The 22475-nt window shown below is 44.7% G+C and carries 20 protein-coding genes; 5 read left to right on the forward strand and 15 right to left on the reverse strand.

From position 1 onward, the window contains the following. Window positions 1–23 precede the first annotated feature (23 nt). Entirely contained in the window at window positions 24–1025 is a 1002-nt protein-coding gene (dinB, locus tag AB6D80_RS12195; RefSeq protein WP_372188624.1) for a DNA polymerase IV, read from the forward strand. A gap of 113 nt (window positions 1026–1138) precedes the next feature. Here the strand turns inward: dinB and AB6D80_RS12200 are convergent, their stop codons facing one another. Then, window positions 1139–3073 (reverse strand): ATP-dependent DNA helicase RecQ, encoded by a 1935-nt coding sequence (locus AB6D80_RS12200; RefSeq protein ID WP_371995843.1) that lies wholly within the window; start codon window positions 3071–3073, stop codon window positions 1139–1141. A gap of 145 nt (window positions 3074–3218) precedes the next feature. Between AB6D80_RS12200 and AB6D80_RS12205 the strand changes: the two genes are divergently transcribed. From AB6D80_RS12205 to AB6D80_RS12215, 3 genes are all read left to right on the forward strand, one after another. Then, complete coding sequence (locus AB6D80_RS12205; RefSeq protein ID WP_009848382.1) at window positions 3219–3692, forward strand: GreA/GreB family elongation factor; 474 nt, start codon at window positions 3219–3221, stop codon at window positions 3690–3692. An 88-nt stretch (window positions 3693–3780) separates the two neighbouring features. Beyond that, a complete protein-coding gene (locus tag AB6D80_RS12210; protein WP_372188626.1) occupies window positions 3781–4575 on the forward strand; it encodes a YggN family protein in 795 nt (264 codons plus the stop codon). Between the two features lie 287 nt (window positions 4576–4862). Then, entirely contained in the window at window positions 4863–6224 is a 1362-nt protein-coding gene (locus AB6D80_RS12215; RefSeq protein WP_012603370.1) for a sodium-dependent transporter, read from the forward strand. Window positions 6225–6378: 154 nt separating this feature from the next. On the opposite strand, the gene lipA is transcribed toward AB6D80_RS12215, so the two are convergent. The 12 genes from lipA to leuS all read right to left on the reverse strand — a co-directional run bounded on the left by lipA (window position 6379) and on the right by leuS (window position 19156). Continuing rightward, entirely contained in the window at window positions 6379–7344 is a 966-nt protein-coding gene (gene lipA / locus AB6D80_RS12220) for a lipoyl synthase (protein WP_017096213.1), read from the reverse strand. Window positions 7345–7348: 4 nt separating this feature from the next. Then, entirely contained in the window at window positions 7349–8008 is a 660-nt protein-coding gene (gene lipB, locus AB6D80_RS12225) for a lipoyl(octanoyl) transferase LipB (RefSeq protein ID WP_012603371.1), read from the reverse strand. Between the two features lie 195 nt (window positions 8009–8203). Next, complete coding sequence (gene ybeD / locus AB6D80_RS12230) at window positions 8204–8482, reverse strand: DUF493 family protein YbeD (RefSeq protein ID WP_029223108.1); 279 nt, start codon at window positions 8480–8482, stop codon at window positions 8204–8206. Window positions 8483–8714: 232 nt separating this feature from the next. Then, window positions 8715–9896, reverse strand: coding sequence for a serine hydrolase (locus AB6D80_RS12235; RefSeq protein ID WP_012603373.1), 1182 nt, complete (start codon window positions 9894–9896; stop codon window positions 8715–8717). Between the two features lie 93 nt (window positions 9897–9989). Next, on the reverse strand, window positions 9990–10829 hold the full coding sequence (locus AB6D80_RS12240) for a septal ring lytic transglycosylase RlpA family protein (protein ID WP_122046922.1): 840 nt from the start codon (window positions 10827–10829) through the stop codon (window positions 9990–9992). Window positions 10830–10832: 3 nt separating this feature from the next. Continuing rightward, window positions 10833–11954, reverse strand: a complete 1122-nt coding sequence (gene rodA, locus AB6D80_RS12245) for a rod shape-determining protein RodA (protein WP_009848472.1) — start codon at window positions 11952–11954, stop codon at window positions 10833–10835. Further along, complete coding sequence (mrdA, locus tag AB6D80_RS12250; protein ID WP_372188628.1) at window positions 11954–13846, reverse strand: penicillin-binding protein 2; 1893 nt, start codon at window positions 13844–13846, stop codon at window positions 11954–11956. Before mrdA ends, rodA begins: the two co-directional genes overlap by 1 nt. Before the next feature lie 6 nt (window positions 13847–13852). Then, window positions 13853–14323, reverse strand: a complete 471-nt coding sequence (gene rlmH / locus AB6D80_RS12255; RefSeq protein WP_009848474.1) for a 23S rRNA (pseudouridine(1915)-N(3))-methyltransferase RlmH — start codon at window positions 14321–14323, stop codon at window positions 13853–13855. A gap of 3 nt (window positions 14324–14326) precedes the next feature. Next, the gene (rsfS, locus tag AB6D80_RS12260) at window positions 14327–14644 is read right to left on the reverse strand and encodes a ribosome silencing factor (RefSeq protein WP_009848475.1); all 318 of its coding nucleotides are present in this window, start codon (window positions 14642–14644) and stop codon (window positions 14327–14329) included. Window positions 14645–14708: 64 nt separating this feature from the next. Further along, window positions 14709–15734 (reverse strand): DNA polymerase III subunit delta, encoded by a 1026-nt coding sequence (gene holA, locus AB6D80_RS12265; protein WP_372188630.1) that lies wholly within the window; start codon window positions 15732–15734, stop codon window positions 14709–14711. A gap of 9 nt (window positions 15735–15743) precedes the next feature. Further along, window positions 15744–16400, reverse strand: a complete 657-nt coding sequence (lptE, locus tag AB6D80_RS12270; protein WP_371695328.1) for an LPS assembly lipoprotein LptE — start codon at window positions 16398–16400, stop codon at window positions 15744–15746. A gap of 179 nt (window positions 16401–16579) precedes the next feature. Next, window positions 16580–19156, reverse strand: a complete 2577-nt coding sequence (gene leuS / locus AB6D80_RS12275) for a leucine--tRNA ligase (RefSeq protein WP_371695329.1) — start codon at window positions 19154–19156, stop codon at window positions 16580–16582. Window positions 19157–19419: 263 nt separating this feature from the next. On the opposite strand from leuS, the gene AB6D80_RS12280 reads away from it, so the two are divergent. Further along, on the forward strand, window positions 19420–19890 hold the full coding sequence (locus tag AB6D80_RS12280; RefSeq protein ID WP_004735251.1) for a zinc ribbon-containing protein: 471 nt from the start codon (window positions 19420–19422) through the stop codon (window positions 19888–19890). Between the two features lie 105 nt (window positions 19891–19995). On the opposite strand, the gene lnt is transcribed toward AB6D80_RS12280, so the two are convergent. Both lnt and corC read right to left on the reverse strand, forming a co-directional pair. After that, window positions 19996–21513, reverse strand: a complete 1518-nt coding sequence (gene lnt / locus AB6D80_RS12285; RefSeq protein ID WP_372188632.1) for an apolipoprotein N-acyltransferase — start codon at window positions 21511–21513, stop codon at window positions 19996–19998. Between the two features lie 32 nt (window positions 21514–21545). Next, entirely contained in the window at window positions 21546–22436 is an 891-nt protein-coding gene (gene corC, locus AB6D80_RS12290; protein WP_012603382.1) for a CNNM family magnesium/cobalt transport protein CorC, read from the reverse strand. Window positions 22437–22475: the final 39 nt, after the last annotated feature.

The following is a 22475-nucleotide window of genomic DNA, read 5'->3' on the forward strand; positions in this document are numbered from 1 at the left end:
AGTTCCATTCCGCAGCTGTTGAAATGAGAGATAATCCTGCTTACCGAAATCGACCACTTGCAGTTGGGGGGCATGAAAAGCAGCGTGGCGTTTTGAGTACCTGTAATTACGAAGCTCGCAAGTTTGGTATTCGTTCTGCAATGCCGACGGGAAAGGCGCTGCAGCTTTGTCCCAATCTGTTGGTTGTTCCTGGGAGGATGTCGGTCTACGTCGAGATATCGAAAAAGATTCGCGAGATTTTTTCTCGATATACATCCATCATTGAACCTCTGTCTTTAGATGAAGCTTTTCTTGATGTCACGGATTCGACGCTGTGTCGTGGCTCGGCAACACTGATTGCCGAAGCAATTCGTCGCGATATCTGGAATGAACTTAACCTGACCGCTTCTGCTGGTATTGCGCCGATTAAATTTTTGGCGAAGGTGGCCTCGGATCTGAATAAGCCCAATGGTCAGTTTGTAATACCTCCACAAGACGTACAATCAGTGATAGATGAATTGCCACTCGAAAAAATCCCAGGCGTTGGCAAGGTCAGTATTGAAAAGCTCCATCAAGCTGGCTTCTTTACTTGTAAGGACATTAAGGAATCTGACTATCGAGATCTATTGCTCAGGTTTGGCCGTCAAGGTGCATCACTCTGGAAGCGCAGTCATGGTATTGATGACAGAGAAGTTATTATTGAGCGTGAACGAAAATCGGTAGGCGTGGAGCGAACTTTTACTCAGAATATTTCTACTTACGCAGAATGTTGGCAGGTAATTGAAGACAATCTTTTTCCTGAGCTTGAAGCACGTCTAGAGAAAGCTAGCCCAAGTAAAGCTATCATCAAGCAGGGCATTAAGCTCAAGTTTGCCGACTTCCAGCAAACCACTATTGAGCACATACACGCCTCTCTCGATCTAGAGCACTTTAAAGAACTGTTGAGTGAGATACTTAAAAGGCAGCAAGGGCGAGAAATACGCCTGCTTGGTTTAAGCGTAATGCTACAACCCAAAGACCAGATGCGTCAGTTGAGTTTCTTTTAGGCTGTCTAGTTTGGAGGGGAATCCGAATAGAGGGGCGTCAAAATAGATGGTATTGAGAAGCACCGACTAGACTTGGTAGTCTAGTCAGTTTCTATATCAATACGTAAGATGCCTTATCTAGGAAGTTGTTTAACTCGCGCTAGCGTATCACTGAATGGTTGTTGCTCTAGCTTCCCGTATCCAACCATTTTGCTGGCTTTAAGCTTGGTTGAAAGTGGAGTTGCGATTCCGGATAGAAAACGAGTAATGGCTTCGTCGGTGATCAATTGTTGGCTTGCGGAAATGAATTCATGGGTCCATGTCATTACGGTCTCGTCGTCAACGGGTTCAACATCGACGGTTGGTAAAATTGCCACTTCACCACGGCATACAGAGCAATGACCGCAGTTTGTTGGTGCCTTATCATCGGCAAAGTAACTCGCTAGGCGTGAGCTTAGGCAGGTATCAGCCTCAAAGAAGCTCAGCATTTGGTTAAGGCGGTTTATCTCACTGTTCTCTTTTGCCTTAAACAATTCAGTTAGACGTTCCGATAACTGCATCATGTCTTCAGTGGTGTTGTGGATCGCATACACATCTGTGATCTGCTTACTTTCCAACTCAATCCAACCTTGTTCATTGAAATAATCGATTGCCGCAATCACACGCTGACGATCAGTCTGGAAGTGTGTCCACAGTGCGTCGAAGTCGACTTGGCACCATACTCTTGCTTGAGGAGAACATTGGAAAATTGCTTCCACAAAATGGCGACGTTCGCCTTGGAATTGTTCGGTGATCTGCTGCTTAGTACGTATGAATTTAAATTTGTAGTCAGCAAAGTAGCTGTATTTAGGCTCAATCACGCCTTCAATTTCGAGATACACCAGTAGCGTTTTAAGTGGTAACTGACGAATGTTGGACTCACGCGATAGTTGGTTGAGCATGATTTCCCATTGGTTCGCGCCAGAAGCCGTAATGGTTTGGTTTTCGTATATTTCTTTTAAGACCGTTTGAATTGATATGTTGTCTGGCGTATCACCAAAAACGAAGTTCTCGAGTGTGCTCAAACCATATTTGTTAGCCAGTAAAATACATTCAGACGCTTGCCCATCTCTGCCTGCTCTGCCTATCTCTTGCGAGTAGTTTTCGATCGATTTCGGTAAGTCAAAGTGAATCACTCGGCGAATGTTGGACTTATCGACACCCATACCAAAAGCAATGGTTGCCACGATGCAGTTCACGTCATCGTTCATGAATTGATGCTGAATGGCATCTCTGTTTTCAGGCTTAAGACCGGCATGGTAAGCCACGGCATTAACGCCAGCATTCCGGAGTTGCTGAGCCACCACCTCTGCGGTCTGTTGAAGGGTGACATAAACAATAGTCGGAGCGAGAGAAGCTTGGTTAACGACATTGCACAAGGTTTCTAGTTTGCTGGTTTGTTCGCAAGGTTGAATCGACAGGTCGAGGTTTTGACGATAGAAACCCGTAACCACAACGCGTTCCTCATCAATTTCAAACTTCGACTTCATATCTTGGATAACCGATGTCGTCGCAGTAGCTGTCAGTAGCAGTACTTGTGGAATATTGAGCTGCTTTTGGTATTGGGGAAGCTTCAGGTAGTCTGGTCTGAAGTTGTGTCCCCATTCTGATATACAGTGTGCTTCATCAACTACGAGCATAGAGATGGGAACTTGGGAGATAAACTGACGAAAGCGTTCATTCTTCAAGCGCTCAACAGAGATCATTAGGATTTTGGTGTCCCCGTTACGCACGGATTGCATCACCTGTTGTGTGGTTTGTCTGTCTTGGCTTGATTCGATTGCAGCCGCGCTTATTCCCTTACTGTGTAAGAAGCTGAGCTGGTCTTTCATTAAGGCTAACAATGGTGATATCACTAAGGTTAAGTGCGGCAACTCTAATGCTGGCAATTGGTAGCAAAGCGACTTGCCTGAGCCTGTTGGGAATATAGCGGCAGTCGAGTGACCAGATAGAACATTATCAATGACTTGCTTTTGCCCATTACGCAGTGAGTCGAATCCGAATACTTGTTTTAGCTTCTGCTCAATCATTTATGTTCTACCTGAGTTATTAAGTGTCGTATTGATGTTAAAGCGGGCGCCTATTGATGATTGCGTCGCTTGATGAATCAAATGTCTTGCACCTGATTGTACCTAATTCTATTCTGTAGCTCCTATACAAAAGCACCCCAATAGTATGAATAAGTCTGAGCTTCGCCAAATAATCATAGAGCAACTTGAATCCCGATTACGTATTGCACAATCTGCTACTCAACGCGCTATTGATGCGGCGACCGATGAAGAGACAGTGCCTGAGCATAAGTACGATACATTGGCACTAGAAGCTTCGTATCTTGCTCACGGTCAAGCAGTAAGAGTGCAAGAGTGTGAAGGTGACATTCAGTGTTATCGTAACTTAGTGCTGCGTGATAGTGAGAAGATTACAGTGAGCAGCTATGTTGTGGTCATTGACGAGCATGATCAATATAAACACTTTTTCATGGGGCCGAGAGTCGGTGGGCTTTCTGTTACGTGGAATAACAATGAAGTTGCTATCGTGACGGAAAATGCACCTTTTGGTCAGGCTCTAATGGGGAAAGAAGTCGGTGATGAGATTGAGTTTAAGGTCGCAGATAAACAGTTTTGCTATGAAGTAATATCTATCGACTAACTGAGTAACGGATATATATAAAACGTTTCTCTGACAAAGAAGCATATACCAAGGGTATAGTAATCTGTCAGATTGATGAGAGGATGTTATGAAAAACAATGTATTTATGAAAAACAAAATGTTTATGAAGAACAGTGTATTAATCGCATCGTTAACAGCGGTAATCTCTGTTGTGAGCCTGCCAACTTTTGCTGCTCAGTGTCGAGTTGATTTGAAAAATGAATTGCGAATCGATGACCAGAAAGTCGAAATCCACCAAGTGAATGGTGATACTGCCGTTTTTGATGGTAACAACGATTTATATATCCATGGTGAGAAGGTTGAGCTTGATGCCGACCAACAAGCGGCGATTGAGAAATACCGCGAAAAAGTGAGTGAGTACTTGCCACGAGCGAAACAAATGGCTAACGATGGCTTAGCGTTAGCGAATGACGTTATTGATGACATTGCTGCTAGCCTAGATTCACCGGAATCATTTGATAATGTAAAAGGGTCAATGAAAACCTACTTTGATGAACTGGAAGCTCGTTACTACAAAGATGGCGAGTTAGTGTTACCAGCAGACAGTTTTGATTCGATGGCCAATGGTTGGTCTGAAGATTTCGAGAAGGCTAAGGAGATCTTTAACCAAGAATTTATCTCTAGCGCTTTTAATGCGATGTCAGAAAAAATGAAACAAGATGGTGGCTTAAATCTTACTGAATTGGCTGACAGCATGGCTGCATTAAAGCTTAAAGTTGAAGAGCGCATGAAAGAACACTCTCAACAAGTGCAAGAGGAAGCGAATGAGTTCTGTGATTCTCTTGATGAGATGGCAGAACAAGAGCAACAGCTGCATGAAATCATTCCGAACCTAAAAGACTATCAAGTCTTCACGATCTAATCTGAATCTAACTATAAGTCACAAGAGCACCATTTGGTGCTCTTTTTGTTCGTATAAATTGAACAATACGACGAGTAATCATCTCAATTCAATCCATTGTTTCTCTAGTCCTGAACCTTGCTTTACTGCTTTTCGGTAAACGATAAGACCAGTTATTTGTTAATTTAATGGTTCTAAATAGCGTATTTGTTGTAAAAACTAGAAGATCACTCATTTATTAGTTGTGCCTATCATTGCTTTTGATTACTGTACTTCTCAACTAGTTCACTGATTTTTAATGCGGCAATATGGACCAACAATCTTCCTCTTCAAGAGAGCACTTTAGCTCTCGTTTGGGTTTTATTTTAGCAGCGGCGGGTGCAGCTGTTGGCTTAGGTAATATTTGGGGTTTCCCAACCCAAGTCGCCAGTAACGGCGGTGGTGCTTTTCTGCTTGTTTACCTAATTATGATTTTCGTGGTTGCTTTCCCGATGCTGGTGGTTGAGATGGCTATTGGTCGACATGGTCAAGCAAATCCTGTCGATAGCATGCGTTCTTTGACTACAAACCCGTTAGGCAAGAAAGTCGGTGAATTTGTCGGTTGGATTGGGTTGAGTGTTCCAAGTGCAGTGCTAGCGTTTTATAGCATTGTCGGTGGTTGGTTGATCTGCTTCCTAATTGGTGCTGTCGCTGACCTGATTGGTCTAGAGGCCGCTGCTGATTGGTTTAAAGGCTTCAGTGTTGAGCGCAATGTTTTTGGTACCGTCGCATTCTATGTGCTGACTATCTTGATTGTTCAGGGCGGTGTTAAGCAGGGGATCGAGAAATGGTCGACCCGTTTGATGCCTGCGCTATTTGTGTTATTTGGCTTATTGTTTGTTTACATCATGACGCAATCTGGCGCGATGGAAGGCCTAAAGCATTACCTCGTTCCAGACTTTGAGAAAGTGTGGGATAGAAAACTGATTTTGGCAGCTATGGGGCAGGGCTTCTTCTCGCTCACTATTGGTGGTTGCTCGATGTTGGTTTATGGCTCTTACTTAAGTAAGAAAGAGAACCTGCCAAAAATGGCAATGAACGTTACCTTAGTTGATACCGCGGTTGCTTTTATTGCGGGCTTAGTCGTGATGCCTGCCATGTTTGTTGCGATGCAAAAAGGTGTTCAAATCTATGCTGAAGATGGCTCATTACTGAGCTCTGATACCCTAGTATTTACGGTTCTGCCTTTGATGTTTGATAGCTTAGGTATGCTGGGTCAGGTCTTCGCAATTGTGTTTTTCTTATTGCTAACGATTGCTGCACTTACTTCATCGATTTCAATGTTGGAAGCCCCTGTCGCTCTTGTTAGTGAGCGTTTTAAGACCAGACGAACGCCAACAAGTTGGGTAATTGGTGGTGCAATCGCACTGTTCAGTGTGGTGATTGTTTACAACTTTGCTGCGATGTTTGGCATGGTTGCGATGATTGCGACTCAGTACCTTCAACCAGTCGCTGCGCTGATGTTCTGTGTGTTTGGTGGTTGGGTATGGAGCCGAGCGTCAAAAGTGAAAGAGCTTGAGCAAGGTTGTCCTGACTTTCAACTTGGTTGGTTTGGTAAGGTTTGGCCAATGTATGTGAAGTTCGTGTGCCCAATTTTAGTCGCAACGGTTATCTGGGCATCTTTTGGCTAGTAGAGCATTTAACATCTAGATGATTAGACTTGCAGTTCAAGGCCACTCTTAATGAGTGGCTTTGTTGTTTTTGTATCGAACAAGCTTGTTCGATAGAAAAAAGGCGCTGAACATAAAATTCAGCGCCTTTGTATTGTTCGTTAAGCAATCGTGATTACTTAATTTCCATACCTTGTGCTTGCAAGTCTGCATGGTAAGAAGAACGTACAAACGGACCACATGCTGCGTGAGTGAAGCCTAGCTCTAGAGCAATCTCTTTCAACTCATCAAACTCAGAAGGCGGCACGTAACGTTCAACTGGCAAGTGGTGACGGCTTGGTGCTAGGTACTGGCCTAGTGTCAGCATTGTTACGCCATGTTCACGAAGATCTTTCAATACTTGAACGATCTCTTCTTTCGTTTCACCAAGGCCCATCATCACACCTGATTTGGTTGGGATGCTTGGATGCTGCTCTTTGAATTTTCTTAACAGATCAAGAGACCACTTGTAGTTCGCACCTGGACGCGCTTTACGGTATAGACGCGGCGCTGTCTCTAGGTTGTGGTTGAAAACATCTGGTGGGTTGTCTTTCATTAGTTCAAGCGCAACGTCCATACGACCACGGAAGTCCGGAACCAGTGTTTCGATACGAATGTTTGGGTTTTGCTCGCGAATTTCACGGTTACAATCAGCAAAGTGTTGAGCACCGCCATCACGTAAGTCATCGCGGTCCACTGAAGTGATTACAACGTACTTCAGTTTCATGTCTTTAATCGTCTTAGCCAGTTTCTTCGGCTCTTCGGCTTCTGGAGCATTTGGTCGACCATGGGCAACATCACAGAACGGGCAGCGACGAGTACAGATAGCGCCAAGAATCATAAACGTTGCCGTGCCGTGGTTAAAACACTCAGCTAGGTTAGGGCAAGACGCTTCTTCACAAACTGAGTGCAGGTTGTTTTTGCGCATTGCAGATTTGATTTCTTGAATACGATGGCTGTCTGAAGGAAGTTTAATCTTCATCCATGCAGGCTTACGTAAAACTTCTTTCTGTTCAGCAGGCATATTCTTTACGGGAATTAATGCCATTTTGTCAGCGTCACGATATTTAACGCCTTTTTCCATTTGGATTGGTTTGCTCATGATTTTATGCTTCTGCTGTAATGTTACTGGTGGCTTGAATGTCTACTTGGTCATAGCCGAGTAGTTCTACGAGCTCTTGTATTAACTGTTGCTCAACGTTTTCTAGTTCACTTGGACCGCCGAGTTGGCTTACTTGCGCCATTTCCATTCCTTGGTAACCACATGGGTTAATACGTTGGAATGGAGACAAGTCCATATCGACGTTGAGTGCTAGCCCGTGGAACGAGCAGCCGCGTCGAATTCGTAATCCGAGTGAACAGATTTTCTTGCCATCGACATAAACACCAGGAGCGTCAGGTCGGGCAGTTGAATCTATATTGTAAGCTTTCAGAGTATTGATTACGAGGTTCTCAATATGAGTAACCAAATCACGCACTCCGAATTTCTTGCGGCGGATGTTTATCAGGAAGTAAGCGACTAACTGACCGGGCCCGTGGTACGTCACTTGGCCACCGCGATCGCTTTGTATCACAGGGATATCACCAGCATTTAATACATGCTCAGCTTTACCTGCTTGTCCTTGAGTGAAAACTGGGTTGTGTTCAACCAACCAAATTTGGTCTACGTCTTCATCCGTGCGTTCGTCTGTGAACTTATGCATGGCTTTCCATACAGGTTCGTAATCCTGACGACCTAATTTTTTTACGATTAGCTTATTTTGCAAAGCGGCACTTCCTCAAGGATTAATAAAGTGAGCGCATTATAAACGCGAAACAGGTTTCTAACTACAGACGGACAGCAAGGTTTTTCAACTTTCTTTGTATTTATTGAAAATTAAGTTGAGTGCTTTGGAAGGGGAGCGAGGGTTTCAAACAAAAACAGCGGCAATAAGCCGCTGTTTTTCATGCGTAATCGAAAGTTACAGAACCATACGAACGATTTCGATTTCGCCCAGTTCTTTATATAGCGTTTCTACTTGCTCAATTGAAGTCGCAGTAATATTGATAGAAACAGAGTGGTAGTTACCTTTCGCACTCGGTTTTAGAGTTGGGCTGTAGTCACCAGGAGCATGACGCTGGATCACTTCTAGCACTAGTTCTGTAAGTTCTGGCTTAGCGTAGCCCATAACTTTGTAAGTGAATGAACAAGGGAACTCTAAGAGGTCTTTTAGTTTTGCATCAGAATTGATGTTCATGATTAGCTCCAAAAGGCTAGACTCTCGCAAATTGGCGAAATGTCGATAAAAAGCGTGTTCGGTCAACAGACACGAGTAATAAGGCGGAATATTACGTGTAAATATCACCGAACTCAAGATCAACAAAAGCCGCACATGGCGGCTTTTGTTTCGCTAATGAGCAAATCATGAACCTACTCATTAGGTTAGCTATACAGCAAGCTTAGATTTTACGTAGAACAAACTGTTGACTGGTTTAGAACAAACCTTTAAACAGCAGTACTAGGTAATCCCACAGGCGGCTAAATAGGCTGCCTTGGTCTACATCTTCAAGTGCAAGTAGTGGGTATTCAGCAACGTCTTCACCGTCGACTTGGTAGAATAGTTTGCCCACAACGTCGCCTTTGCTGATTGGTGCTTCTAGCTCTTTCTCAAGAACGAAGCTTGCCTTCAGGTTCTTAGCTTGGCCACGAGGCAGAGTAACGAACGTATCTTCGTCGACACCTAGTGCAACCGTGTCCTTGCTACCCATCCAGATCTTCTCTTCTACGAAGGTCTCGCCAGCGGTGTGTGGTGCCACTGTTTCGAAGAAGCGGAAGCCGTAGCTAAGCAGTTTTTTGCTTTCTGTTTTACGAGCGTTAGCATTCTTGGTGCCCATAACAACAGCAACTAGGCGCATTTTACCTTCGGTTGCTGAGCTTACTAGGCTGTAACCTGCATTGCTTGTGTGGCCCGTTTTAATGCCATCAACGTTCATGCTCTTATCCCATAACAGACCGTTGCGGTTGTACTGGGTGATGCCGTTGTAAGTGAATTTCTTTTGTGAGTAGATACGGTACTCATCAGGAACGTCGCGAATCAGCGCCTGACCTAGTAGCGCCATATCGTAAGGCGTTGAGTAAAGGTTAGGGTTGTCTAGACCGTGCACGTTAGCAAAGTGCGTGTCTTTCATGCCGATAGAGCTCGCCCATGCGTTCATTAAGTCAACAAATGCATCTTCAGAGCCGGCAATATGTTCAGCCATCGCAACACAAGCATCGTTACCTGATTGAATAATGATACCGCGGTTCAGCTCTTCAACTTTAACGGTTGTACCAACTTCAATGAACATCTTAGATGAATCAGGGAAGTTTTTAGCCCAAGCATTTTCACTGATAACAACATCGTCGTTTAGGTTGATGTTGCCACGCTCTAGCTCTTGGCCGACTACGTAGCTCGTCATCATCTTGGTTAAACTTGCTGGAGAAAGTTGAGTGTTCATCTCTTTCTCTGCGAGTACTTTGCCTGAATGGTAATCCATCAGAACAAATCCCTTAGCAGCGATTTGAGGAGCGTCAGGAACAATAATAGGAGCGGCGAATGACGATGTTGCTATCGTTGCAGAAAGTGCAACTGAAGTAGCAAAAATCGATTTAACAAGTTTATTAGATTTAATCATTTTGAATGCAATTATTAGGTGAACTATTCATATATTAACAGAATCACTCTGTCACACCAGAGCGCTGATTACCAGAAGTAACTGTTAGATAAATTAGCGAGTTAGCGTGTGTTTTTTTATATAAGCTGACGGGTAACCCATTAGCTTAACTTGTTCTAATTTTTCTTGAGTCAGAGCATAGTCATGAAATGGGCCGAGCATCAGGCGGTAGTTATCATCATTTGGCTGCAAGAACGTTGCTACAGCTAACTTTTCGCCTAGATCTTTGGCTAACTTCTCGGTTCTATCTTCATGTGGAGAAGTGGCTACTTGAATAATAAATTGAGGTAAAGCCGCCTTTTTATTTGCGTCGGTTGGCATCGCCACAGTGATGACTTCTATCTCAACATTTGCCGTGCCTGTTCTCAATACATCGAGTTTGTATGCCGCGGCATAACTAAGGTCAATGATTCGCCCTTCATGAAATGGGCCTCGGTCATTGATGCGCACAATCGTCGTTTTGTCATTGTCGGTATTCGTCACTTTTACATAGCTCGGAATCGGCAATGTTTTGTGTGCCGCAGACATCGAATACATGTCGTAGATCTCGCCATTCGACGTTAAATGACCATGAAATTTCTTACCGTACCAAGAGGCTTTGCCTTTCTCAGTAAACCCTTCTGTCTTCTTTACGATTTTGTAGTCTTCGCCACGCAAAGTGTAATCCGTGTTACCACCTAAACTATAAGGTTCATACTGAGGGTGAGCATCCTCGAGATGCTCTACTGAGATCGGTGCGTCTGGTGCAATGTCTGAATCTATATCGTAGCGTCCTGTTGGTTCTGTCGAAGAACAACCGTTTATAACAACGGCTAGGCTCACTATAGATACTAGTTTTTTTATTGGCAGCTCATTAACCAAAGATGTTTTTATAGGAGTTACTTTAACAGACATCAATTAGGTCGCCTTTGAGAATGCTTTTCTGTGTGTATGGATTGACATTAAAATACCGAAACCAGCCATAAGGGTAACCATAGAGGTACCGCCATAGCTGACCAGAGGTAGAGGGACACCCACCACAGGTAGAATGCCGCTTACCATACCAATGTTTACGAAAATATAGACGAAGAAACTCAGTACGATACTGCCGCCCATCATTCGCCCAAATGCTGTTTGAGCTTGGCTTGCAAGCACTAAGCCACGGCCAATAATGAACAGGTAGATAGCGAGCAAAAACAAAATACCAATCATGCCCCACTCTTCGGCGATGACCGCAAAAATAAAGTCGGTATGGCGCTCTGGAATGAACTCTAGTTGAGATTGGGTACCTTGCAGCCAACCTTTTCCTGATATACCACCAGAGCCAATTGCAATCTTACTTTGGATGATGTGATAGCCTGCACCTAATGGATCTGATTCAGGGTCAAAAAGGGTTCTTACACGAACTTTTTGATATTCACGCATCAAGAAGAACCATAAGATTGGAATAAACCCACCCAGTGCAATCGCGGCACTAGCAATGATCTTCCAACTAATACCTGCCAGGAATATCACGAAGATACCGGATGCTGCGATGAGTATCGATGTGCCTAAATCTGGCTGTTTAGCGATAAGGATTGTAGGTACAAACACCATCACTAATGAGATAGCCAAGGTTTGGAAAGTGGGTGGCAGTGAGCGCTTACCAATAAATCGAGCTAGCATCAAAGGTACTGCAAGCTTCAATAGTTCTGAGGGTTGGAATCGAATAAAGCCGAAGTTTAACCAGCGCTGTGCACCTTTAGAGGCCTCGCCAAAGAACAACACTCCGAGTAGTAGAATAACGCCGCCCGCAAACAGTAGTGGAGCCAAGGTCTCATAAGTACGAGGTGAGATTTGCGCTAAAAAGATCATCACACCCAAAGACAGCACCATACGCATCGCTTGGCGATCCATCATCGCAAGGCTCTGTCCGCTTGCGCTGTACATGATCAATAGGGCAAAGCCCATTAAAACCAGAATGCCAAGCAATAGCGGCAGGTCGATATGCAGCCGTTCAAATAGGGCTCTATTTCGTCCAGTTGAAGGATCAAGTTTCATTATTTTATTGGCTCACTTTCATAATCTTCTGCAAGAATAATATGGTCTAAAATTCTTCTTACAACTGGGCCACCATTTGATGAACCACCACCAGCATTCTCCAAAACGATAGTTACGACCGCTTCAGGATCTTCAAAAGGCGCATAACCGGTGAAGAGGGCATGATCGCGTAAATGTTCTGCGATTTCATCTGCGTTGTATTCTTCATCTTCTTTTAGACCGAATACTTGTGCAGTACCTGATTTACCAGCTGTTTGATAAGACATTTTTTGGAATGAGCGTCTTGCTGTGCCTTTCTTTCCGTGGTTTACCAATCTCATGCCTTCTTGCGCGATATCCCAGTATCTCTGCTTAACACCAGTTACCGGAGGGTACGTTTCGATTTCAGATATCGTTTGTTCATCGAACGGTTGACCGTTCTCAATTGTCGCGCGTAGTAAATGGGGAGCGGTTACCTCTCCTTCATTGACCAATACTGAAGTCGCTTTTGCAATCTGCATTGGTGTTGCAGTCCAGTAGCCCTGGCCAATACCGACAGGGATGGTGTCACCTTGATACCAAGGTACACGGTGTCTGGCCATTTTCCATTCGCGAGTGGGCATATTCGCTTTGCTTTCTTCGTAAATGTCGATGCCAGTGTGATCACCAAAACCGAACAACATCATCCATTTAGATAAGCGGTCGATGCCTAAATCAAATGAAATTTGGTAGAAGAAGGTATCAACCGATTCTTCAATGGCTTTCTCTATGTCAACGACACCGTGTCCCCAACGCAACCAATCGCGGAACGGCTTCGTTTTCGAGTTTGGAATCTTCCAATAGCCCGGGTCATTACGCGTCGTGTTCGGAGTAATTACGCCTTCTTGCAGAGCTGCGACGGCAATGAAGGGTTTGATCGTCGATGCTGGCGGATAAATTCCTAGCGTTGCACGGTTAACTAAAGGTCGGTCTTTGTCTTGAAGCAGGGCATTATAACCTTTCGAGGAAATACCATGCACAAAGGCATTTGGGTCGTAGCTTGGGCTGGAAACCATGGCTAATACGCCATTGTCTTTCGGGTCGAGAACCACGGCTGAACCACGGCGGCCATCAAGTAACTTATGTACGTATAGCTGCAGTTTGATATCGAGATTGAGCACGATATCTTTACCCGGTACTGAAGGCACAAATTTAAGAGTGCGGATCACTCGTCCACGGCTGTTTACTTCGACTTCTTGATAGCCTGCGGTGCCGTGTAGCATGTCTTCGTAGTAGCGCTCAATACCAAGTTTACCGATGTCGCGAGTGGCTTGATAATTAGCGTCTTTCTCTTCACGAACCAAGCGCTGCATATCGCGGTCGTTGATGCGAGATACGTAGCCAATCACGTGAGTTAACACATCACCATAAGGGTAGAAACGTTTTAGCGTCCCTGTCACTTCAACGCCTGGGAACTTATGTTGATTTACAGAAAAGACCGCCACTTGTTCTTCGGTAAGCTGATTAAGAATAGGTACTGATTTGAAGCGACGTGAATTACGACGATCACGATTAAAACGTTCGATACGCTCCGGTGGTATGTCGATTAACGCTTGTAAACGAACAAGCGTATCTTCCATGTTTTTGACTTTTTCTGGGGTGATCTCCAGATTAAAAACGGGCCGGTTTTCCGCAAGAAGTACACCGTTGCGGTCGTAAATTAAACCACGATTGGGTGCGATTGGAACGACCTTGATGCGGTTGTCGTTGGAGCGGGTTTTATAGTCCTGATATTGATTAACTTGGATGTTGTAAAGGTTCACAACCAGCAAGCTCATCATCACTATAATCCCTGCAAACGCAACAAAAGCACGACTAGTAAATAGTCGTGCTTCTGCTTTGTAATCACGAATTTGGCTACGTTTACGTAACATTAACGCTTATTCTCGATGATAAGGGTGGTTAGCAGTGACGCTCCAAGCTCGATATAAGCTTTCAGCCATGATAACGCGTACTAATGGGTGAGGGAGAGTAAGTGCTGATAGAGACCAGCTTTGGTCTGCTGCCGCTTTACATGCTGGTGCTAATCCTTCGGGCCCGCCAATAAGGATAGAAACGTCACGGCCATCCAGCTTCCAACTTTCCAATTGCTCTGCGAGTTGAGGCGTATCCCACTTTTTACCTGGGATATCGAGTGTGACAATGCGGTTACCTTTTGGAACTGCAGCTAACATTGCTTCGCCTTCTTTTTGAAGAATACGTGCAATATCGGCATTTTTACCGCGTTTTCCCGCAGTGATTTCAATGAGTTCTAATGGCATATCATGAGGGAAGCGGCGTTTATATTCTTTAAAGCCTTCTTCAACCCACTTTGGCATTTTTGTACCAACTGCGATTAACTGGATCTTCAAAGCTTAGCCCCAAAGTTTTTCTAGTTGGTACAGCTCACGATGCTCTTCTTGCATAACGTGAAGCATGCTTGTGCCCATGTCTAGAACAACCCATTCACCTTCTTTTTGGCCGTCCATGCCAAGGGGATTCATGCCAGCCTTGCGCACTTCATCAGCAACATGCTGTGCAATAGAGGCAACATGGCGCTTAGATGTACCAGTACAAACAATCATGTAGTCAGTAACACTTGATTTGCCTTCTACATCGATAGTCACAATCGACTCTGCTTTCATGTCGTCGGCTTTGTCTGCAAGAAAATCTTTTAGTTCTTCACGTAACACGGGGTGTTCCTTTAATCTGAGTTTAGCTTTTTAGGGTCTGTTGACCCTAGAATATACCACGCTTTTATGCGTGAAATGGGATTGAAGCTGAAGGGATACAAAACTCTACGCTTAACTGATGAATTAGTGGCCAAGGCGACTGTTCATATTGCGTTTTTGTCATCAATTCTACTTGAGTGAGTAGCGCAAACAGGGAGTGTAATTGAGATATCGAAACTCTTGTTAGCGCAGCGTTATAAAGAGGTTTTTTGGATTGCCAGACACGGTGCTTTTCAAATACCTGCGCGATTGGGATCTGCTTCATTTGTTGCTGTATTTGTAATAGCAGAGCAAGCTCACGTTGTATGCTGCGCAATAAGATAACGGGTTCGACACCTTCGGCTTCTAACTGACGCAGGATTCGCTGTGCACGATTGCCTTTGCCTGCTAATAACGCATCACTCCAATGGAATGGCGTAAAGTGGTTGTGTCGACTCAGCGATTCTTCTAAACGTACTAATGTGAGCTTTCCATCTGGGTATTGGAGAGCCAGTTTTTCTAGGCTTTGGGTGAGCGCAAATAGATTACCCTCATGCCATTGCGCCAACATTTGTATCGCTTCAGGATCCGGTGATAAGCCGATCTGACGACAGCGTGTTTGAACAAACTGAGGTAATCGGCTAACGTCTGGGGTTAGGCAGCTGATCCAGTGGCCTTGATTCGAGAGTGCTTTAAACCACTTAGCGCTTTCTTGAGCTTTAGTGAGCTTGGTACCCACCAAGATCAACAAGATGTCGCTATGAATATGCTCTGAAATTGCGAGCAGCTCTTTTGCTATTGCGGCATTGACCCCGGACTCTGGCAATTCAAGTTCGATGAGCTGACGACTAGAGAATAGGCTCAATGCTTGAGTGCAGTCGTAGACTTGATTCCAGTCGAGACTGCTATCAATAGCAAAGCGGTGGCGTTCTTCGAAGCCTTGCTCTTTGGCTGTCTTTTGAATCGCTTCTCGGCTTTCCTGCAGCAGTAAAGGTTCGTTACCAAAAATTAGGTAAACGTTGCTTAACTGCTTAGCAAGTTGCTCAGATAAACGATCAGCAAAAATACGCATTAAATAAACCTATTGCTCGACAGTTACGCTAGGCTCAGCATCAGGTACTGCACTTGCGTCGACCTCAACATCGTCAATTTCGATGTTTTTGATGTTGTACTGTTTTTCTAGCTCTTTTACTTGAACCTGTTCAAGCTCTTCTAGGTTCATATTTCCTGCGGCAATAGTCGCTTTCAGTCGGGCCATTTGACGAAGGATTTGGCTTGTTGCAAGCTTGCGCATTTCGTCTTCGATCATGTCACGCTCAACCGATTTTGCGAGTGCCGTTAGTGGGTTGTCTAAATAGCTGCGGGTTACGCTGGTTGAGAAGGTTTTGTCGCCTAGCTCTGGTATCGTCACACGATATGATGCATTGAGCGTCAGCTCTTTTTCTGCCGCTCGAGTATTTTGGTAAAGAGACAGGGTACGCTCACCGACGCCTTCGCTAATGATGTGCAGGTTAGGTGTGTTCTCAGCAGGTGGCACAATTTCTACATCATTCATACGCAGCTGGCTTTTCATCATACGTGTAAACGTACTGTATTGGTCGTAACTGGTCACAGAGATCTTGTTGAGCTCTTCTGGTACGGAGTAATCACCACGTAGGTGGAAACCACAGGCACTTAGCAGGCTAACGGTTAAAACAACAATAGTAACTTTCAATGAAGATAGTAAATTCAGGCGCATTATTTTATGGCTCTCATGAAGGTAGAATACTTATTTAAAGGCTTTAGTTCGTTTGAGTTGTTAGGCTCAAGTCTAAAGCGCTTAAATAAGTAGACAGGGCTATTAGCTACCCTGTCTACAGACTGCTTTTGATGAATTAAGTTCGTTAATTCTTCAGTAATTGCACTGTGCTAACGAAATTAGTTAGCAACGATGTTTAGAAGCTTACCAGGTACGAAGATAACTTTACGGATAGTTAAGCCATCTAGGAATTTCTTAGCGTTCTCATCGTTTAGACCAAGTTCACGAACTTGCTCTTCTGTCGCGTCAGCAGCAACCGTTAGTTTTGCTCGTAGCTTACCGTTGATCATTACCACGATAGTCTTCTCGTCTTCAACTAGCGCTTTCTCGTCAAACGTTGGCCATGTTGCTGAGTCTACGTTTGATTCACCAAGCGCAATCCACATTTCGTAAGAGATGTGTGGCGTCATAGGGTAAAGCATACGTACAACTGCTTTTAGCGCTTCATCAAGGATTGCACGATCTTGTACAGATTCTTGAGGTGCTTTCGCGAGCTTATTCATCAGTTCCATGATCGCAGCGATTGCTGTGTTGAACGTTTGGCGACGGCCGATATCGTCCGTTACTTTCGCGATAGTTTTGTGGATATCACGACGAAGTGCTTTCTGGTCACCAGATAGAGCAGAAGCATCAACAATTTCAGCTGCACCTTTAGAAGAGTGAGCGTGAACCAGTTTCCAAACACGCTTAAGGAAACGGTTTGCCCCTTCAACGCCAGACTCTTGCCACTCAAGCGTCATGTCTGCAGGCGATGCAAACATCATGAATAGACGTACTGTATCAGCGCCGTACTTGTCTACCATCTCTTGTGGGTCGATACCGTTGTTCTTAGACTTAGACATTTTGATCATGCCTGAGTGCTCAACGTTGCGGCCTTGGTTGTCGACAGCTTTTTCAATGCGGCCTTTCGCGTCACGGTCGATAGTCACGTCAGTTGGAGCAATCCACTCTTTCGTGCCTTTCTCGTTCGTGTGGTAGAACGCGTCAGCCAGAACCATGCCTTGACATAGAAGTTGCTTGAACGGTTCATCAGATGTCACGTAACCCGCATCACGAAGAAGCTTGTGGAAGAAGCGAGAGTAAAGCAGGTGCATACATGCGTGCTCGATACCACCAACGTATTGGTCAACTGGCAACCAGTAGTTTGCTTTCTCTGGATCTAGAATATCGTCAGCTTGTGGTGAACAGTAACGTGCGTAGTACCATGAAGACTCCATGAACGTATCGAACGTATCAGTCTCACGAAGAGCAGGTTCGCCATTGAATGTTGTTTCAGCCCAAGATTTGTCAGCTTTGATTGGGCTAGTAACGCCATCCATTACCACGTCTTCTGGAAGAATGACTGGCAGTTGGTCTGCTGGTACTGGGTGAACTTCACCGTCTTCAGTGGTTACCATTGGGATTGGAGCACCCCAGTAACGCTGACGAGATACACCCCAGTCACGTAGACGGAAGTTTACTGTTTTCTTACCTTTGCCTTCAGCTTCCAGTTTCGCAGCGATTGCATCGAATGCTTCTTGGAACGCAAGACCGTCGAATTCTCCAGAATCGAACAGTACACCTTTCTCAGTGTAAGCCGCTTCAGACACATCTAGCTCTGAACCATCTTCTGGTTTGATTACTGGGATGATATCGATGCCGTACTTAGTTGCGAATTCGTAGTCACGCTGATCGTGAGCAGGAACCGCCATTACAGCACCTGTGCCGTAATCCATAAGAACGAAGTTAGCTACGTAAACAGGAACAACACGACCGTTAAGAGGGTGGATAGCCGTTAGGCCAGTATCCATACCTTTCTTTTCCATCGTTGCTAGTTCTGCTTCAGCCACTTTGGTGTTACGACACTCTTCAACGAATGCTGCAAGCTCAGGATTGTTCTTAGACGCTTTCTCTGCAAGTGGGTGACCTGCAGCGATACCAACATAAGAAACACCCATTAGTGTGTCTGGGCGAGTTGTATAAACTTCTAGTGGCGCTTCTTCACCGTTAACAGCGAAAGATAGCTCTACACCTTCAGAACGACCGATCCAGTTGCGCTGCATGGTCTTAACCATTTCAGGCCAACCTTCAAGGTTGTCTAGATCGTCTAGTAGCTCTTGAGCGTACTCAGTGATCTTAATGAACCACTGTGGAATCTTCTTTTGTTCTACTGGAGTATCACAACGCCAGCAGCAACCGTCTTCTACTTGCTCGTTAGCAAGAACCGTTTGGTCGTTTGGACACCAGTTAACAGAAGAAGTCTTCTTGTAAACTAGGCCTTTTTCGTAAAGCTTAGTGAAGAACTCTTGTTCCCAACGGTAGTACTCTGGAGTACATGTTGCGAATTCACGTTTCCAGTCGTAACCAAAGCCTAAAAGTTTAAGCTGGTTTTTCATGTATTCGATGTTTTCGTAAGTCCACGGAGCAGGCGCTGTGTTGTTTTTTACAGCTGCGTTTTCTGCTGGTAGGCCGAATGCATCCCAACCGATTGGCTGCATTACGTTTTTGCCTTGTAGACGTTGGAAACGAGATACCACATCACCGATGGTGTAGTTACGCACGTGACCCATGTGCAGTCGGCCACTTGGGTACGGGAACATAGAAAGACAGTAGAATTTTTCTTTGTTTGGGTCTTCACTTACAACGAAAGTCTCGCTGTCATCCCAGTGTTGTTGAACCTTTTGTTCAATCTCTTGCGGGTTATATTGTTCTTGCATCGATGGTATCCGGTTATCTTGGAATTTGTGAGTTCGGTTAGAACAGAATCTTACAGATCGTCATAGAATACCTAAAGGAGCCTAGTACAACAATAGTTATACCCTTCATACTTGCAGTTGCTGCCTAGTAGATGGCGTAATTTTCACTGAATTTCGCAGGGCAACTATACTTAAGAGTATGAATTGCATTTGTTTGTGAGCGGGAGTGCATTGCGGCACATCCGTTTGCCCGCGTAAAAGTTGGTTATCTTAAGGAGGTCGTTATGCCGAAGAAAAAAGCACTCTATGAAGAAGTCGTCGAAGAGGTGATAGAAACGCTGAAGCATAGTCCTGAAGAGCTTAACAACAAAATCGAAACGTCAGGTAAGTATGCGAAAGCAGCCAATGACATGACCAAAGATGAGCTCTCATTAATCTCGGCCTATGTGAAGTCGGACTTAAAAGAGTTTTCCGAAAGTTATGAAGAGAGTAAAGGTGGTCCATTTTATTTGATGATCACAGACTCTATTTGGCAAGGGCTGTTGGACATCACTGATCGCACTAAGGTGGAATGGGTTGAATTGTTCCAAGACTTAGAACATCAAGGGTTGTATCAAGCAGATGAGGTTATCGGGCTCGGGACGCTTGTCTGTGATGAGTGTGGACATCAAACCGAATACAACCACCCGACCAATATCATTCCATGTATCAAATGTGGGGCGACAGGGTTTAGCCGTAAAGCACTTAAGCCGTAAACACTTAAGTCGTAAACACTATAGCTATAGCACCATCAACTTTACACCGCAGTAATAAAAAAGGGTTGACCCAATCAGCCAACCCTCAAATCACTTTCTTCGAATCTAGCTCTTTGGCTTTCTAATTACCCAGCCAATCACCAAGCTGAGCATCGCCCAGATATACAGTGGCCAAGTACCAACTGCGTGAAAAGGCGTTTGCCCATCAGTTGAAATGAGATCAGCTTTTAATACGGCCGTTTCAAACTGAGGTATTTGCTTGATGATGTTGCCTTTGTAATCGGTTACTGCCGTTACACCATTGTTGGTCGAGCGAATAACGGGCTTACCAAGCTCCAGAGCACGCATCTGTGCGATTTCCATATGTTGCAGAGGGCCAATTGAACGACCAAACCACGCATCGTTAGAGAGCGTTAAAATAAAGTCAGTCTCATCGGTTACGCTCTGTCTTACTTGATCATTAAAAATGATCTCGTAACACAACGCAGGCGCTAAGTGACGACCATTTGCCACGATGTTGGGTTGAACAAAGTCGCCACGGCTAAATGATGACATTGGCAAATTAAAGAAAGGTGCTAATGGGCGCAAGATATCTTCAAACGGCACAAACTCACCAAATGGTAACAGGTGGTGTTTATGGTAGCGTTCGTCTGGATCGTAGCTGTACTCACCATATGGATTCACACCGAGAGAAAGAACACTGTTGTAGTATTTCTTATCTTCAGACTGATTCAGCACACCGGTAATGATCGAACTGTTGTTCATCTTCGCTGCGCTATCCAAGTTACGTAGGAAAGATGGGATCTCAACTTCGAATGCTGGAATAGCCGCTTCAGGCCAGATGATGATATCCGCTCCCCAGTTTTCTCTGCTTAGGTCGGTGTACTTCATCATGGTTGGCCAGCGATGACTCGGTAGCCATTTACTGTCTTGATCGACGTTGCCTTGTATCAAGACGACTGACGTGGTTTTTTCAGGGTTCGGCGTGACCCAGTCGATGTTGCGAATACCAAAGCCTGCGCTAAATACGACAGCGGGAATGATAGCGATGCTCCAAGCCCGGTTAACAATCGCATAAGTGAATGCAGAGGCTGAAACAATGATCGCTAAAGTTACTAGCTCTACGCCGCCAATCGGTGCAAATGAACCCAATGGCGAATCGATTTGGCTGTAGCCTAACCAAAGCCAAGGGAAGCCCGTCATTACCCAGCCACGCAGCCAATCACAGACTAGCCAGAATGCAGGAGCTGCAAGGAAAAAGCGGCTTAGGTTATTGGCAGGGAAGAATTTATTCAAACCCCAGGTAAATAGCCCTGAATAAACGGCTAGGTAGCCAACAAGCAATGCCATCAAAAATAGGTTGGCTGCCAGTGGCATGCCGCCAAAACCATCAATGCTGACGTATACCCAGCTGATACCTGTGGTGAATTGACCTAAACCCCATGCGTAGCCAATCCAAAGCGCACTTTTAGGAGAGCGGTTGTGGATCAGTAACAGCAACAAAGCTGGGCTGAGAATAGCAAGAGGCCATATAGAGTATGGAGCGAATGAAAGGGTGGTTATTGCGCCAACAAAAACGGCCGCAAGCGGCCGTAATAGGCGATGAATAAATGTCTTAGTCATCTAATTTCTGTCATCTCTTTAGAGAGAAGTTGTTATTCTTCGATAGTCGGAAGAGGCTGTTCGTCAGGAATGGTTACCTGTAGCTGAATCACACGACGGTTATCTGCTGATGTTATTTTGAAATGGTAGTTTTCGATTTCTACAATTTCGCCACGAACCGGCAGGTGACCGAGTGCTGTCATAACCATGCCGCCTACCGTATCCACTTCATCGTCACTAAAGGCAGTGTTAAACGTATCGTTGAACTCTTCAATAGTGGTTAAAGCTTTTACAGAGAAGGTATGCTTACTCAGCTTACGAATATCTAGCTCTTCTTCATCGTCGAACTCGTCTTCAATTTCACCAACGATTTCTTCGAGGATATCTTCAATGGTTACCAGGCCAGAAACTCCGCCAAACTCATCGACAACGATAGACATGTGGTAACGCTCTTCTTGGAACTCCTTAAGCAGGCGATCAACTCGCTTACTTTCAGGAACAACCACGACAGGGCGAATCACTTGTTCGATATCAAATGGGGCACTTTCTGAACCCAAATACTTAAGTAGGTCCTTCGCTAATAGAATGCCTTCAACATGGTCTTTATCTTCACTGATCACTGGGTAGCGAGAGTGTTGAGCATCAGTAATGAGCGCAATCAATGTATCTAGATCATCGGTGCGTTCAACTGTAACCATTTGAGAGCGAGGCAGCATGATATCGCGTACTCGCATCTCTGAAATTTCCATAACACCCTCGAGCATGTCGCGTGTGTCGTGGTCAATTAGGTCATTAATTTCTGAGTCGCGGATTACATCTACGAGCTCTTGGCGATCTTTTACTTCACCTTGAAATAGTTGACCTAGGCGTTCAAAGAAGGACTTTCTACTCGGACCTTCAGATTTTTTACTTCCCTCAGAAGTGGGGGGGTTACCTTCGTTCATGATTTCTCAAAAAATAACGCTATCAGAAGTGTGATAGCA

Source organism: Vibrio sp. 10N.247.310.17 (assembly GCF_041466605.1).
GTDB lineage: Bacteria > Pseudomonadota > Gammaproteobacteria > Enterobacterales > Vibrionaceae > Vibrio > Vibrio tasmaniensis_A.